The 15766-nt window shown below is 61.0% G+C and carries 14 protein-coding genes; 3 read left to right on the forward strand and 11 right to left on the reverse strand.

The window, feature by feature from the left end; genetic code table 11:
* Positions 1-5 precede the first annotated feature (5 nt).
* On the reverse strand, positions 6-761 hold the full coding sequence (locus AB7813_RS13020; RefSeq protein WP_439062872.1) for a TetR/AcrR family transcriptional regulator: 756 nt from the start codon (positions 759-761) through the stop codon (positions 6-8).
* A gap of 178 nt (positions 762-939) precedes the next feature.
* Between AB7813_RS13020 and AB7813_RS13025 the strand changes: the two genes are divergently transcribed.
* Both AB7813_RS13025 and AB7813_RS13030 read left to right on the forward strand, forming a co-directional pair.
* Entirely contained in the window at positions 940-2016 is a 1077-nt protein-coding gene (locus AB7813_RS13025) for an aromatic ring-hydroxylating dioxygenase subunit alpha (RefSeq protein WP_439062873.1), read from the forward strand.
* 64 nt (positions 2017-2080) lie between these two features.
* Complete coding sequence (locus tag AB7813_RS13030; protein WP_439062874.1) at positions 2081-3280, forward strand: ABC transporter substrate-binding protein; 1200 nt, start codon at positions 2081-2083, stop codon at positions 3278-3280.
* Between the two features lie 70 nt (positions 3281-3350).
* Here the strand turns inward: AB7813_RS13030 and AB7813_RS13035 are convergent, their stop codons facing one another.
* The 10 genes from AB7813_RS13035 to AB7813_RS13080 form a co-directional block, all read right to left on the reverse strand.
* Positions 3351-4499: an ABC transporter substrate-binding protein gene (locus AB7813_RS13035; RefSeq protein WP_439062875.1), complete on the reverse strand. Its 1149-nt coding sequence runs from the start codon at positions 4497-4499 to the stop codon at positions 3351-3353.
* A gap of 192 nt (positions 4500-4691) precedes the next feature.
* Entirely contained in the window at positions 4692-5840 is a 1149-nt protein-coding gene (locus AB7813_RS13040; RefSeq protein ID WP_093756840.1) for an ABC transporter substrate-binding protein, read from the reverse strand.
* A gap of 129 nt (positions 5841-5969) precedes the next feature.
* On the reverse strand, positions 5970-6731 hold the full coding sequence (locus AB7813_RS13045; protein ID WP_089265449.1) for an SDR family NAD(P)-dependent oxidoreductase: 762 nt from the start codon (positions 6729-6731) through the stop codon (positions 5970-5972).
* A gap of 48 nt (positions 6732-6779) precedes the next feature.
* Complete coding sequence (locus tag AB7813_RS13050; RefSeq protein ID WP_439082973.1) at positions 6780-8663, reverse strand: feruloyl-CoA synthase; 1884 nt, start codon at positions 8661-8663, stop codon at positions 6780-6782.
* 63 nt (positions 8664-8726) lie between these two features.
* A complete protein-coding gene (locus AB7813_RS13055; RefSeq protein WP_439062878.1) occupies positions 8727-9518 on the reverse strand; it encodes a crotonase/enoyl-CoA hydratase family protein in 792 nt (263 codons plus the stop codon).
* 164 nt (positions 9519-9682) lie between these two features.
* Positions 9683-10615, reverse strand: coding sequence for a cyclase family protein (locus AB7813_RS13060; RefSeq protein ID WP_231079693.1), 933 nt, complete (start codon positions 10613-10615; stop codon positions 9683-9685).
* Between the two features lie 180 nt (positions 10616-10795).
* Positions 10796-11260, reverse strand: a complete 465-nt coding sequence (locus tag AB7813_RS13065; protein WP_439062879.1) for a DUF3237 domain-containing protein — start codon at positions 11258-11260, stop codon at positions 10796-10798.
* A 4-nt stretch (positions 11261-11264) separates the two neighbouring features.
* Positions 11265-12575: a TRAP transporter large permease gene (locus tag AB7813_RS13070; RefSeq protein ID WP_089265454.1), complete on the reverse strand. Its 1311-nt coding sequence runs from the start codon at positions 12573-12575 to the stop codon at positions 11265-11267.
* 5 nt (positions 12576-12580) lie between these two features.
* Positions 12581-13075, reverse strand: a complete 495-nt coding sequence (locus AB7813_RS13075; protein ID WP_439064565.1) for a TRAP transporter small permease — start codon at positions 13073-13075, stop codon at positions 12581-12583.
* Between the two features lie 265 nt (positions 13076-13340).
* On the reverse strand, positions 13341-14363 hold the full coding sequence (locus AB7813_RS13080; RefSeq protein ID WP_439062880.1) for a TRAP transporter substrate-binding protein: 1023 nt from the start codon (positions 14361-14363) through the stop codon (positions 13341-13343).
* 206 nt (positions 14364-14569) lie between these two features.
* Here AB7813_RS13080 and pobA point away from each other — a divergent pair, with 206 nt between their 5' ends.
* Positions 14570-15742: a 4-hydroxybenzoate 3-monooxygenase gene (gene pobA / locus AB7813_RS13085; protein ID WP_231079691.1), complete on the forward strand. Its 1173-nt coding sequence runs from the start codon at positions 14570-14572 to the stop codon at positions 15740-15742.
* Positions 15743-15766: the final 24 nt, after the last annotated feature.

Genomic DNA, 15766 nt, shown 5'->3' on the forward strand with positions numbered 1-15766 from the left:
GCCTTCTAGCGTGCGACGGACCGCTCTAGCATCTTCCAGACCCAGTCCTGCCAGCGCGAGAGCTCGCCCGCGTCCATCAGGTCGCGGCCGAGAAACGCCGTCAGCGTCCAGCGATTAGAGACGTAGAAATAATTCAGCGACATGATCGCGATGTAGAGCTGCAGCGGCTCGACATCGGCGCGGAACACACGCTGGGAGATACCGCGGCTGACGATCTTCTCGACCATTTCCAGTGCCGGCGATGAAAGCCGCTTAAGGCTCTTGGCTTTCGAGACGTGCCGGCCGCGATGCAGGTTCTCGTTGTTGAGTACCGTGATCATCTCGGGATGTTCGATATAGTGTCGCATGGTGAAAACCGCGAGCCGGCGTAGCGCATCCATCGGATCAGTCAGATCGAGCGCCAGTTCGCGCTCCGCATCCGTCATGTTGACGTACAGTGTTTCCAGCACCGCGATATACAGCTTCTCCTTGCTGCCGAAGTAGTAATAGATCATCCGGTCGTTGGATTTCGCCAGCTTCGAGATCGACGCGATGCGCGCCCCACTGAGTCCGCGTTCGGCGAAAATCCGGATCGCGGCGTCCAGGATATTCTTGCGAATGATCCCGCCATCAACGAGTTTCGGCCGCCCCCGTGGCGCGAGTTTGGGCACGGCTGCCTTGCGCCCTGGCATCCCATCGTCCAGCTGACTGACTGACCGGGCCGTCGTCGTTGGTGCGCCGCGCGTGGCGGTTCGCGCGGCCACGGCGCGTTTTTCAGCCATTTAAAGCGATTCCCTTGCTCTCATCGGCACATTCTATGCGCCGCCGCAACGGCTGCCACAAGCCTGCGCAGCTTCGAATAAATCTTAAGCTGGACGTCTGATTTAGATCGGATCTATATTCGTTAAGTGCTTACTTCAATAAATCGGACAACGTTCTTCCCTTACCGGAGTAATGGCGATGATCGAACGAGACCAGCAGCAGCCAGCCTCCTATGTCCGCGACACCTGGTATCCCGCGACATGGTCGCGCGACGTCACCGACAAGCCGGTGCAGCGACGTATCCTCGGTGAACTCGTCGCGCTGTACCGCGGCGAAGACGGCAATATCCACGCATTGGAAGACGCCTGCCCGCATCGACTGGCGCCGCTGTCGATGGGGCGGATCAGGGGCTCCATGCTGGAGTGCGGCTATCATGGCCTCACCTTTGATGGCACGACCGGCCGCTGCGTGCGTATCCCTGGCCAGCACAACATCCCCGCTAACGCTCAGGTGCGTAGCTTCCCTGTCTTCGAGAAAATGGGCCTGATCTGGATCTGGATGGGCGATGCGACGCTGGCAGATCCCGCAACAATCTATGACCTGCCACAGTTTACCGACTCTGAATGGAGTGCGGTGGAAGGCGATGCACTGCACATCAGCTGCAACTATCTCAATCTCGCCGACAATCTGTGCGACCCTGCCCATGTCAGCTTCGTGCACCTCTCGACGCTGGGTAATTCAGCCGGCGAGGAAGTGCCGGTCGAAACCGAGAAGCGCGGCGACGATTATCTCGTCACCTGGCGCTGGATCATCGATGCACCGGCCATCCCGCTGTTCCAGAAATTCGGCAGCTTCACCGGCCATGTCGATCGCTGGCATTATTACCACTATCACGCGCCAAGCATCGCGGTGATCGACTTCGGCAGTGCCGCCACCGGCACGGGCGCGCCCGAAGGCAAGCGCGACGACTGCATCCAGATCTTCGCATGCCACTTCATCACGCCAGTCGATGAGAACAACTGTATCGACCACTGGCTACACGTGAAAAACTTCAAGGCCGACGACGACGCCAACAAGCGTCTGTCGGACCAATTCCGCATCGCCTTCCAGGAGGACAAGGACATCCTCGAAGCGATCCACCAGAACGAGCGCGAACCGCGTACGCGGCGCCCGCTACGGATCGCCATCGATGGCGCACCGATCCGCATGCGTCAAATGGTCGAGCGCATGATCGAAGCCGAGCGCAAGGATGTTGCGATAGCCGCCATCGCCTGAATCGACGCCGTGCCGCGCGGCGGATACCCGCCCCACTCTTCCAGATCAACACAAGGAGACAGAAATGGCCTTTCGGGTAAAAACGTTACTGACGCTCCTGTTGCTGGGATCAGCATCCACGGCTGCGCAGGCAGGCGATACGATCAAGATCGGCGATCTCAACAGCTACAAGGCAATGGTCGCCAATACGCAGCCCTATCGCAATGGCCTCGACCTTGCGATCGCAGAAGCCAATGCTGCGGGCGGCGTAATCGGCAAGAGGCTCGAAATGGTCTATCGCGACGACGGCGCCAATCCCAATGAAGCCGTGCGGGCGGCCGACGAACTGATCTTGCGTGAGAATGTTGATATCCTGACCGGCACCATCCTCAGCCATGTCGGCCTTGCCGTTGCCGACTTCGCCAAGCAGCGCAAGATGTTCTTCCTTGCCTCGGCGCCGCTCACCGACAAGCTGATCTGGGAAAATGGCAACCGCTATACTTACCGGCTGCGGCCCTCGACCTACACGCACGCCGCCGCGCTGGTTCCCGACGCGGTGAAGCTCAAGAAGAAGCGCTGGGCAATGGTCTATCCCAACTACGAATACGGCCAGTCTGCCGTCGCGACCTTCAAGACCCTGCTGAAACAACAGCAGCCCGGCGTTGAATTCGTCGCCGATCTGGCGCCGCCGCTCGGCAAGATCGAAGCCGGTGCAGTTGCGCAGGCGCTCGACGATGCCAAGCCTGATGCGATATTCAACGTGCTGTTCGGGCCAGATCTCGCCAAGTTCGTCCGCGAAGGCAACACCCGCGGCGTGTTCGAGAAGCGGGACGTCGTCAGCCTGCTGACCGGCGAACCTGAATATCTCGATCCACTGAAAGACGACGCTCCCAAGAACTGGATCGTCACAGGTTATCCCTGGTACCTGATCAAAACGCCCGCACATGAGATCTTCGTGAAAGACTACCAGGCCAAGTACAAGGACTATCCGCGAATGGCGTCGCTGGTCGGCTATGTGACCGGCAAGGCGCTGGCTGCAGGCATCGTGAAAGCCGGGTCCACAGAGTCCGAGAAGCTGGTCACGGCATTCGCCGACCTGACATTCGACAGCCCCGCCGGACCGATCGCCTTCCGCGGCATCGATCATCAGGCGACGCTCGGCCTCTATGTCGGACACACCGGGGTCAAGGACGGCAAGGGCGTGATGACCGACATGGTCTACAAGGATGGTGCAGCATTCCAGCCATCCGATGCAGACGTACGAAAATGGCGTCCGCTGGACTGACAGCTCGTTACGCACCACCAAAAGCCGGCTGCCTCGCGACAGCCGGCCTTTGTTTGAACTGTGCTCCGGTTTACTTCGCCGGAACGTACTTCCCGTCCTTGACCGTCAGCAGGATCCGCGAGCGATCATCGACGCCGTTGCGGTCCTTTTCGGTGTAGTTGTAGACGCCCTGCGTCGCGGCGATTTCCTTCTCGCTCATCAGCGCCTGGCGGATGGCCTCGCGGAATTCCGGGGTGCCGGGCTTAGCGGTCTTCAACGCCACGGGCACGACGCGCTTCAGCACTTCGAACACGTCATAGGCGTGACCGGCGAACTGGCTGCGGCTGTTGGCGCCGTATTTGGCTTCATAGGCTGCGTTGAGTTCAAGGCCGGGCTTCTTGGTCAGCGCCGAGTCCGGCTGGCCTTCCGGATACATCACGGGACCCGCAGCCATCAGCACGTTTTCGGCAGATTTTCCGGCGATGCGGATGAAGTCTGATGAGGCGGCGCCATGGGTCTGATAGATCAGGCCCTTGTAGCCGCGGTCACGCAGTTCGGACTGCGGCATGCCGGCACCGGTGCCGGCGGCGCCGATCAGGATGGCATCGGGATTAGCTGCAATCAGCTTCAGCGCCTGGCCGGTGATCGACGTATCCGGACGCGCGAAGCGCTCATCATCGACGATGGACATACCCATCGCTGATGTCTGCGCCTTGAGGTCGTTGAACCACAGGTCGCCATAGCTGTCCGAATAGCCGACATAGCCGATGGTCTTCACGCCGTGGACCTTCATGTGGTCGTACATGACCTTGCCGACGATCTCGACTGGCTGCGGCATGTCCACCGACCACTTCACACGCGCTGGCGTAAACGGCATCGGCGACAGGCTGAAATGCGGCACACCGGCTTCGTTGGCGACCGCCGACATGGCGACCGAGGACGGTACGATCGACGAGCCGACCATGATGTCGGCCTTGGATTCCGACACGAACCGGCGCGCGTTGGTGGTGGCGATGGACGGATCGCCGCCGTCGTCGAGCACAATCAGCTTCAACGGCACGCCGCCGATGTCCTTGGGCACGAATTCCAGCGCGTTGCGCTCGGGCACGCCCAGCGCGGCCGCGGGGCCCGTGGTGGAAATGCTGATGCCGACGGTGATCTCTGCGGTCTGGGTTTCGGCGGAGGTGGCAATCGCCAGCGAGACGGCAACAGCCGCGATCGCCAGATGAAGCTTAGACATGTCTTATCTTTCTCGTGTGGAAGCGGAGAGCGCCGAAAGCGGCAGCGATACCGGCAGACGTGGCGCTGGTTGTGGCCGCGCGAAGGCTCGCGCACAGCAAAAAGCCGACCCTCTGGCGAGGGCCGGCCTTGTTATCGAAAAATGCCGGCGAAGCAAAGACGCTTCGCGCCACTGCCCTCCGTCAGATCTGCATTACTGGGCGAGAACGTATTTGCCGTCTTTCACCGTCAGCAGGATGCGCGAACGCTCATCCAGACCATACCGATCCTTTTCCGTGAAGTTGTAGACGCCCTGGGTGGCGGCAATCTCACGCTCGGTGAGCAGCGCCTGCCGGATCGCCTCGCGGAACTCCGGAGTGCCAGGCTTGGCGGTCTTCAGCGCCGTCGGGATCACTCGCTTCAGCACCTCGAAGGCGTCATAGGAGTGGCCGGCGAACTGGCTGCGGCTGTTCGGGCCGTATTTGGCCTCATAGGCGGTGTTGAGCGTCATGCCGGGCTTCTTGGTCAGGGCCGTATCGGCCTGGCCTTCCGGATACATCACGGGGCCGGAGGCCATCAGCACGCCTTCGGCGGCCTTGCCGGCGATACGGATGAAGTCCATCGAGGCGGCGCCGTGGGTCTGGTAGATCAGGCCCTTGTAGCCCTTGTCGCGCAATTCGGTCTGCGGCAGCGCGGCCGCGGTGCCGGAGGCGCCGACCAGGATCGCGTCAGGATTGGCAGCAAGCAGTTTCAGTACCTGACCGGTGACCGACGTATCCGGACGGGCAAAACGCTCTTCCGCCGCGATGTTGATGCCCATCGGCACCGCCTGGGTCTTGAGATCGTTGAACCACAGATCGCCGTAGCTATCGGAATAGCCGATATAGCCGATGGTCTTGATGCCCTTGGACTTCATGTGGTCGTACATCACCTTGCCGACGATTGGCACGGGCTGGGGCATGGCCACCGACCACTTGGCGCGTTCCGGCGTGATCGGCAGCGGCGACAGGGCGAAATGCGGGATGCCAGCTTCGTTGGCCACGTTGGACACCGCAATGCTGGTTGGCGTCACCGCCGAACCCATGATGATGTCGGCCTTGGATTCGGTCATGAAACGGCGGGCATTGGTGGTCGCGGTGGTCGGATCGCCGCCATCGTCGAGCACGATGATCTTGAGCGGCACGCCGCCGATTTCCTTCGGCACGAATTCCAGCGCGTTGCGTTCGGGAATGCCCAGCGCCGCCGCGGGGCCCGTGGTTGACGTGGTGATGCCGATAGTGATGTCGGAGGTTTGGGCAAAAGCCGGTGCAGCGAGTGCCAGCGATGCGGCAACAGCCGCGATCGCCAAGTGATGCTTGGTCATGGGTCTCTCCCTCAGAGTCATTTTTTATGGCTTCAGCTAAATCAAAGTTCGGCTGGCTTATCAGCCCCTTCTTTAGGTCAGTGCGCCCGTACCGGTAAAGGGCTGGCGCACTGATGCTTTGCCGCAGGCTTAACGTGGCGCCATGCGCAGCGAGGCGTCGAGCCGGACCACCTCGCCGTTCAGATACGGATTGTCGATCATGTGCAGTGCGAGAGACGCGAATTCGTCGGCATGGCCGAGCCGGCGTGGGAATGGGATCGCTGCGGCGAGACTGTCCTGTGCCTCCTGCGGCAGGCCCGCCAAAAGCGGCGTCATGAACAGGCCCGGCGCGATGGTCAGCACGCGGATGCCGAACTGGGCCATCTCGCGGGCAATGGGCAGCGTCATGCCGACGATGCCGCCCTTGGACGCCGAATAGGCGGACTGGCCGATCTGGCCGTCATAGGCCGCCACCGAGGCTGTCGAGATCACCACGCCGCGCTCGCCGGTCTCCAGCGGCTCCAGCTTGGACATCGGGTCCGTTGCCAGGCGGATCATATTGAACGAGCCAATCAGGTTGACGCGAATGACCTTGTCGAAATCGCCGAGCGCCATCGGACCATCGCGGCCGATCACGCGCTTGGCGACGCCGATGCCAGCGCAGTTCACCAGCACACGCGCCGGGCCGTGCGCATTGGCGGCGGCGGCGACCGCGGCTTCGGCGGAGGCGGCGTCGGACACGTCGCAGGAAATGGCAACACCGCCGATTTCCTTGGCGACGGCTTCGGCGAGGGCGATGTTGAGATCGAGCAGCGCGACTTTCGCGCCCTGCGCGGCGAGCCTGCGGGCGGTCGCAGCGCCGAGACCGGAAGCGCCACCCGTGACGATAGCGGCCTGGTTCTTCAATTGCATGATGTCCTCCCCTGTTCGATTTCTCTGCCGTTCATTGGCGGCCTTCAACTAGATCGCGATCACTTTCGCGACTTCCGGATTCCCATAGATATCGTCGATCAACCTGGCGCGATGCTCCAGCACCGCGCGCTGATTGACCGAGCCCTTGTCCGTGACCTCGCCGCGATCGATGGACAGTGGTGTGTCGAGCAGCACCGCCTTGGCAATCCGCGTGGAGGACCCCGTCGCGCCAGCCATGAAACGTGCGAGGCGCTCACGGAACGCGTCGCGGACGATCGGATCATTGGCTGCCGCAGCGAGGTCGCCCGCAGGAAGATCGGGATTGATCACACGACAGCCATCGAGATCGAGAATAACGAGAGCTGCGAGTTCGTCGCGGTTGATGCCCGCAATCACCACGTCGCGCACCAGCGGCGCGCAGGTGCCGACGAAGCGCGCGCGCAGCGGGCCGACGCTGACCCAGGTGCCGCTGCCGAGCTTGAAATCCTCGGAGATGCGGCCGTCGAAATCAAAACCGGCGGAGAGATCATCGGGATCGACGGCCTTCAGCGCATCGCCGAAGATGTAATAGCCTTCGTCGTCGAACGCCTTCGCGGTCAGTTCCGGCTCGCGCCAATAGCCCGGCGTGATGTTCGGCCCCTTGGCGCGGACTTCCATCTTGCCATTGTTCGGCACCAGCTTAGCGTCATTGCCGGGCACCGGAAGGCCGACATGGCCTGAGCGACTGGTCACCGGGTTGACGCACATGAAGAAAGGGGATGTCTCGGTAGCACCGAGGCCGGTGAGCATGGGCACACGCACACCCGTTGTCTGCACCGACAGCTCATCGAGGCTGTCCCAGACATAGGCCGACAGCGCCGCGCCGGAAAAGAACATTGCGTGCAGCCGCGCGAAGAATTTTTCGCGCAACGCAGCGTCTTCACGCAAATACGGCAACAACGATTCATACCCTTTGGGGACGTTGAAATAGACCGTCGGCGAGATCTCGCGGAGATTACGAATTGTCTGTTCGATACCCGCGGGCGTCGGCTTGCCGTCGTCGAGATACATCGAACCGCCATTGAACAGCGTCAGCCCGATATTATGATTACCGCCAAAGGTGTGATTCCATGGCAGCCAGTCGATGATCACCGGCGGCTCGTCCTTCAGGAAGGCCAGCGTATCGCGCAGCATGATCTGGTTGGCGCACATCATGCGCTGGGTGTTGATCACAGCCTTCGGATTGCCGGTGGAGCCGGAGGTCAGCAAAAACTTCGCGATGGAATCGGGACCGATGGCTGCGTTCGCTGCGTCGAGATTGGCGGCCTCCGGCGTCACGAGCAGATCGGAGAGTTTGGTCACGCGCCGGTCCGGCAGAGCGCCGGTGGAAACGACGACTTCGGTGTTGGCCGGTACATTGAAGTGAATGGCGTTCGTGAACGCATTGGCGTCATCGACGAAGACCAGCCCCGGCGTCAGCAGCTTCATGAGATAGCCGAGCTTGCCGTAATCCTTCGACACCAGCGAATAGGCCGGCGACACCGGCGCGTAGGGAATGCCAGCATAGAGCGCGCCGAAGGCGATCAGTGCATGATCGACCGAATTGCCGGAGAGAATGACGATGGGCTTGTCGGCGGACAGCTCGCGCGACAGCAGCGCCGAGGCGATGTGGCGCGCCGCATCCAGCATCTGCGCGTATGTGATTTCGCGCCAGCCGCCGCCTTCGGCGCGCTCGGCCATGAAGACGCGATCCGGCGCTTCCCTGGCCCAGTGATGCAGATAGTCGGTGACACGGTCCGGATAGTCGCCGATGGCATTGGTCGGACGCAGATAGATGGTGCCGTCATCGCGCCGATCGATGGTGACCGCGGGATCGCCATAGGAAATCGGCCGCAGCGGATGCGCCGTCGTCGCACGCTTTGTCTGATCGATCTTGTCGGCACTTGCAGACATTGGGTCCCGCCCTGTGTATTTCGTCCCGATTTTTTTGTTTTTATTGGTTGTCGTTCTCGCGGATCAGCCGGGCTTCACCTTGCCGGCCTTGCGCTCCAGAAAATCCCTGATGCGATTTTTCGCCTCCTGATCGCTCTGCGCCACCGACGCCATCAGTGCTTCCAGCATCAGCCCGGTCTGCGGACTGGCTTCGGCGATCAGCGGCAAGGCCTGCAGCACGGCGAAATTTGTCAACGGTGCGTTCTGCGCGACGCGCTCGGCAAGCTCTATGGCCTTGGGCAAGGCGCCGCCGGCTTCCGTCAGATACTGGGCGAAGCCGAGCGCCATGCCTTCCTCCGCCTTGTAAACACGGCCGGTGAGCATCATGTCGGCCATCCGGTGCACACCGATCAGGCGCGGCAGACGCATCGAGCCGCCACCACCGACGAAGATACCGCGACTGCCTTCCGGCAGCGCGTAATAGGCCGAGGGATCGGCAACGCGAATATGCGCGGAGCAAGCCAGTTCAAGGCCGCCACCGATGACGGCACCCTGCAGCGCTGCAATCACCGGCACGCGGCAATGCTGGATGATATCGAACACCCGGTGCCACATCCGCGAATGCATCAAGCCGGCTGTCGCGTCGCGATCGGTGAGTTCGGACAGATCGAGACCCGCGGAAAAATGCCCGCCGATGCCGTGGACGACGACGGCACCGATTTCCTCGGGCAGCGACGCGAAGCAACGCTCGATGTCCAGGATCAGTCCATCGTTCAGCGCGTTGCGCTTGGCAGGACGGTTCAGGCCCACGATCAGCACGCGGCCTTGGGTTTCGATCTGGAGCATGGCAGCGGTAGCGGCGACGGCTTGGTTCATGAGCGCGATTAGGTCCTGGCTAGAATAATTATATCTTATAACGAATAGCGCATGAGTCAATCTTGCGGTGCAATAGGCTGATCTCGTCCTGCATAAAGTCAGGTATTCCGGTGCGACAGCGATCCGGTCTCGCCTGATAGACCGGATCGCCTCTCTTACCAGGGCTAGCGGATCGCCACCGGGTTGATCATGCTCTGCACACCGCCCTTGAAGCGGGGCTGACCAAGCACGAACAGGAACTCGTAGCCTTTGTCCTTGGCCAGTTCGGATGTGTCCATGTTTTCGAGGATGTAAGTCCCGTTCATCGCCAGAAGTATCTGGTGGATTTCAAATACATTGCCGGTTTCGAACGGCAGCACCTCGACGCCCCAGGTATCGGCGCCGACCGCGACGACACCCTTGCTGGTTAGATACTTAGCGCCCTCGGCGCCAAGGCCGGGCTCGCCGGCATTGTAGCGTTTATCGTCCTTGCCGAGCAGGCTGAGCCATCCCGTGTGGAACAGCACGACGTCGCCTTGCCTGATCTCAACGCCCTGCGCCTTGGCGACCTCCTCGATTTCCTTGACATTGAAAGCAGTGCCTTCCTTGACCACGTCGGTCTTGTAGTAGGCCGCCATGTCCAGCAGCACGCCACGGGTGACGAGCGGCGGCACCTTGTCGATGCCGAGCTTCTTAAGGCCAGTAGGATCACCAAAGTCTGCAATTTTGTTGCCGTTATAGTAGACGTGATTGACGCCGAGATGGCCGAGCCCGTCCATCTGGCTGCCGACGCCGACCCAGCCGTTGAGCATGTCGTCGTTGTAGGTCGCGTGATTGGGACCGAGCCCGGGGTTGCCGGCCTGACCGGGCTGCACCACGGTGATCTTGAAACCGCGGGGCGGATAGGCCGGCGTGTCCGCGCCCACCGGAATGCCGAGTGCATAGGTCTTGCCGGTCTTCACCAGCTGCGCGGCCGACTTCACCAGATCGGGCTTCATGTAGTTCGCGGCGCCGATCTCATCGTTCGGTCCCCATTTCGATTTGGTCCAGTCCTGCGCCAGCGCAGGCACAGCCATCAGTAGCGAAATCGCAGATCCAAGCACCCAAGCTCTCAGCATCGTCGCCTCCCTGTGTAACGCCGGCTTTTTGCCGGTCGATGGAGATTTAACACCAGAAATTGCGGAGAAAGTAAGCTGCCACCTCCGCCATTGCGAGCGAAGCGAAACAAATCCAGAAAGCCAAGAACTGGATTGCCGCGTCGCTTCGCTCCTCGCAATGACAGCGGAGAGGATGGAGCCCTACAGCACCTGATGCACCGCGAGTTCGACGCGATCGGGATGCCGTGCGCCGACGCCGATGAACAGGTTCTGCATCAGCCACCGATAGCTGGGATGCCCTGTCTCGAATTTCGGCACCGAGCGGAAGTAGATCAGCGCGGGATCGACCGCCTCGCCCCGAGCGATGCGGTCGAGTGCTTCTTTCGGCCCGAAGCGGACACCGATATTCTCAATATAGACCACGGCGCCGTCATCGAGTTCGAACGTATATTTCGCTTCCAGCTCGGTGAAGCCATCCGGACGGATAATCTGAAAATCGGCGCCGCCCGAATGGATCGTACCCTTGATGCCCTCGCCCTGCACAGTGCCGTCAAGGACCGGAATGACGCGACGGATGCCATATCCGAGATCACCGGCCACGATCGGCGTGCCAACCTTGATCGACAGGCTGAAGACATATTTCGTCGCAAGCTGCGGTGTGGTCACAACATCACCCGATCATCCGCATCGGCAGCCAGGTGGCAATCAGCGGGAACAGGATCAGCAGCACGAGACGGATCAGGTCGGTAACCACGAATGGCAGCACGCCTTTGAATATCGTCGACATGCTGACGTCCTTGATCACACTCTTGATGACGAACACGTTCATGCCGACCGGCGGATGAATCAGGCCGAGCTCGACGGTCATGACGATGACGATGCCGAACCAGATCGGATCGAAACCAAGCGCCATGATCACCGGAAACACGATCGGCACGGTGAGGATCACCATGGCCATGGCATCCATCAGGCAGCCCAGCACCAGATACATCAGGAGGATCAGCGCCAGCACGCCGTAGGGGCCGATGCCGAGGCCGGTGAGGAACTCGGTGACGTGCTGCGGGGTCTGGGTAATGGTGAGAAAATAGCCAAAGCACAGCGCACCGATGAGCACGGTGAACACGGCGGCCGCGGTCCGCGTCGCTTGCAGTAGTGACTGCAGGATACCGTCCTTGTTCAGCTTGCCGCGCAACACGCCGATGATGAAGGCGCCGACCGCGCCGACCGCACCGGCTTCGGTCGGGATGAAGAAGCCGCCATAAAGGCCGCCAATCACGAAGACGAACAGCAACAATGGCGACCAGACATCGCGGATCGCCGCGGCGCGCTCGCGCCACGAGGCTTTCGGGCCAGCCGGCAAGAAGCCCGGCTTGACCACGCCGATGATCGCAATGGTTATCATGTGCATGACGATAGCGAGCAGGCCCGGCACGATGCCGGCGATGAACAGCTTGCCTATGTCTTGCTGGGTAATAATGCCGTAAACTGCCAATACCGTGGACGGCGGCAGCATCGCGCCGAGCGTGCCGCCCACGGCGATGACGCCTGTGGCGAAGCTCTGCGGATAATTGAAACGGCGCATTTCCGGATAGGCAACGGCGGAGAATGTCGCAGCCGTCGCCACCGACGAGCCGGAGATCGCAGCGAAGCCGCCGCAGGCGGCGATAGTCGCGATGCCCAGCCCACCTTTCCAGTGGCCAACAAAGGTGTTGGCCGCGCGAAACAGTTCACGGCTGATACCCGACACCGAGACGAAGGCGCCCATCAGGAGGAACATCGGGATCACGCCAAAGGAATAGTCCGTCACCGTCCGCATGGTAGTCTGGCCGACCAGTTTCAGCGCTGGCGCAAAACCAGTGAGATAGCCGAAGCCCGTGATGCCCACGAGCCCCATTGCCATACCCACCGGCACGCGCAACAGCATCAACACGAACAGGCTGACAAAGCCGATGACGGCAACCGCTTCGTTACTGAGATCCATGCGATTTACTCTGCCGTCTTGATTTCGGGTTCATGCATCTCTTCCGGATGGAAGATCAGCCTGTAAGTGCGGATCGCGATCAACAGCACCGCCGAAACGTCGCCGATCCATGACAGCAGGAAGAACGGCCAGACCGGCAGTTGCAGATCCATGGTGACGATGTGGCTCGAATAAGTGTCCACCACCTTGTCGAACAGCGTGTAGGTCTGCACGGTCACGACGAACAGCAGCACCAAGGTTGCGAACACGTCGATCCAGCGCTGATACTTTGGCGTAGCATTGGCCCAGACCAGATCGACGGTGATGTGCGCGCCGCGATAGGACGTCGCTGCGATGCCCCAGAAGATCAGCACGCCAAGCATGAACTGGCCGATATTGTAATAATCGGGGATCGTGACTGCGAAGAATTTGCGCATGAACACCGCGATGAAGGTATTCAGCGCGACGATACCGACGAAGAACGCGGCAATCCACTCGATGGAATCGATAAAGCGATCCATCACGTTCTTGCGGGGCGGCTCCGGCGGAATGCCGAGGGCGCTGGATTGGGAGATTTCGGACGTGGCGGTCATCGTCGATGTCACAATGCTCAAGAGGAGAAGCCAGCCTCCGCCCTCTCGATCGTCATGCCCGGGCAGCGCGAAGCGAACTTCACTAGATGACTCGGGCATTCATCTTCTGGGTGGCGAAGGAAAGTGGATGGCCGGGTCAAGCCCGGCCATGACGTGGTGAGAGGTCCATGCGATCAACGGACTCGGCGGAAAGCTACAGCCCCGCGTCGTGCTTCTTCAGCATCGCCTTGAGGTCGGCGTCGATGGCATCGGCATCGCCGCCGGCCTTCTTCACGGCCGCAGCCCAGGCGGCGTTGAGCGGTTGAACGCCCTTCTTCCACTCGGCGAGCTGCTCGGGCGCCAGCTTGTAGACTTCGTGATCCGGCAGCGCCTTCATCTTGGTGCGGCCATTGGCTTCGAAGTCGACCCAGGGATCGGTGACCTTGGAGGCCCATTCCGGTGTGCAGTGATCGTCGATGATCTTCTTCTGCGCTGCGGACATGGAATTATACTTGGCGAGGTTGATGTTGTAGGTGAACACCGTCGAATAGAGCGGCACGTCGATGTGATACTTCACCACCTTGTCGATACCGAACAGGAAGATCGAGCCCCACGGGAACGCGATCTCGTCAGCAACGCCGCGCTCGATCGCATCGCGCGATTCCGGCGCCGAGGCCTGCACATTGGTTCCGCCGAACAGCTTGACCATTTCGCCGATGGTGCTCTGCGCCGGGCGGACCTTCACGCCGTTGAGGTCTGACGGCACTACGATCTTCTTCTTGCCGTGGATCGATCCGGGATCGTGGATGAAAGCGAAGCACAGCTTCGTGTCCTTCATCTCGGTCTTGGCGTATTTCTGATACCACTCGTTGAGCGCGAGGGTGCCCTTCTTGCCGTCCGAGAACACGAAGGGCAGCTGGCCCGCGGCCACGATGGGGAAACGGCCGGGCTGATAGCCGGGATTCACATAGGTGATATCGGCGATACCATCGCGCGCCATGTCGTAATGGTCGAACGCCTTGCCGAGCTGTTCGGAGGGGAATACCGACATCTTGATGCTGCCGCCCGAGGCCTTCTCGATATCGGCCGCCCAGGCCTGTGTGGCCGGCACCAGCGGATGCGCCGGCGGCACCCACAGCGATACTTTCATATTGACGGTTTTGTCTTGCGCCTGCGCCGGGCTCATTGCAGTCGTCAGACAGCCAGCCGCCAGCAATGCAAAGATTGCCCTTTTCATCGACGTCTCTCCCTCTACGCCCGTTTGGACGTGTTCTCACGAACCTGTTCACCGGACCTTGAATGGCCCTTTGCGAATATTGTTATATGTTATAATCATCCTTGCAAGCGGTGCGATAGCACGCGTTGCGGAGCCAGTGTCGCGACCCCGCTTGACTTGTCAACTCAGTCGGACGACAGAGCCTATATCAACCGCGGGAGCAAGCGTTGCGAACAAAAGTTGCCATCATTGGAGCTGGTCCGGCTGGAATGTTGCTAGGGCAACTATTGCATGCCTATGGGATCGATAACGTCATTCTGGAGCGCAAGGATCGGGACTATGTCCTCGCCCGCATCCGCGCCGGCGTGCTCGAACAGGGCACCGTTGGCCTGCTGGAAAAGCTGGGGATTACCGAGCGCCTGCATCACGAAGGCCTGATCCATGACGGGATCGAACTTCTATTCGGCGGAATTCGCCACCGCCTCGACCTGAAGAAGGCATCCGGCGGTAAGGTCGTTACCGTCTACGGCCAGACCGAAGTCACCCGCGACCTGATGGACGCCCGCGACAAGGCCGGGCTGACCACGGTCTATGACGCCGACAATGTCTCGCTGCACGATTTCGACGGCACAAGCCCCCGCGTCCGCTACGTCAAGGACGGCGTAAGCCACGAGATCGCCTGCGATTTCATTGCCGGCTGTGATGGGTTCCACGGCGTCTCGCGCCAGAGCGTTCCGGCGTCCGCCATGCAGACTTTCGAGCGCGTCTATCCGTTCGGCTGGCTCGGCCTGCTCTCGGATACGCCGCCAGTGTCGCATGAGCTGATCTACGCCAATCACGAACGCGGCTTCGCGCTGTGCTCGATGCGCTCGATGACGCGCAGCCGATATTACGTCCAGTGCTCCCTCGACGAAAAAGTCGAGAGCTGGACCGACGACATGTTCTGGGACGAGTTGCGCCGTCGCCTCGACACGGAGGCCGCCGAAAGCCTCATCACCGGCCCATCGCTGGAGAAGAGTATCGCGCCGCTGCGTAGTTTTGTCGCGGAACCGATGCGCTTCGGAAGGCTCTTTTTGGCCGGCGACGCCGCCCACATCGTGCCGCCGACCGGCGCCAAGGGGCTCAACCTCGCGGCCTCCGACGTCCATTACCTGTCGATGGCGCTACGCGAATTCTACGATGAGAAATCCTCGAGCGGCCTCGACTTCTATTCGGCCATCGCGCTGAAGCGCGTGTGGAAAGCGGTGCGTTTCTCGTGGTGGATGACCTCGATGATGCATCGCTTCCCCGACAATGACGGTTTCGGCACCAAGCTGCAGCAGGCCGAGCTGGATTATGTCGTACATTCGGATGTCGCGACAGCGTCGCTGGCGGAAAATTATGTGGGACTGCCGTATTAGGATCGTAGGCGCCGCGTTGTTTTG

Origin of the sequence: Tardiphaga sp. 20_F10_N6_6 (genome assembly GCF_052076045.1) — a bacterium.
Taxonomy (GTDB): Bacteria; Pseudomonadota; Alphaproteobacteria; order Rhizobiales; family Xanthobacteraceae; genus Tardiphaga; species Tardiphaga robiniae.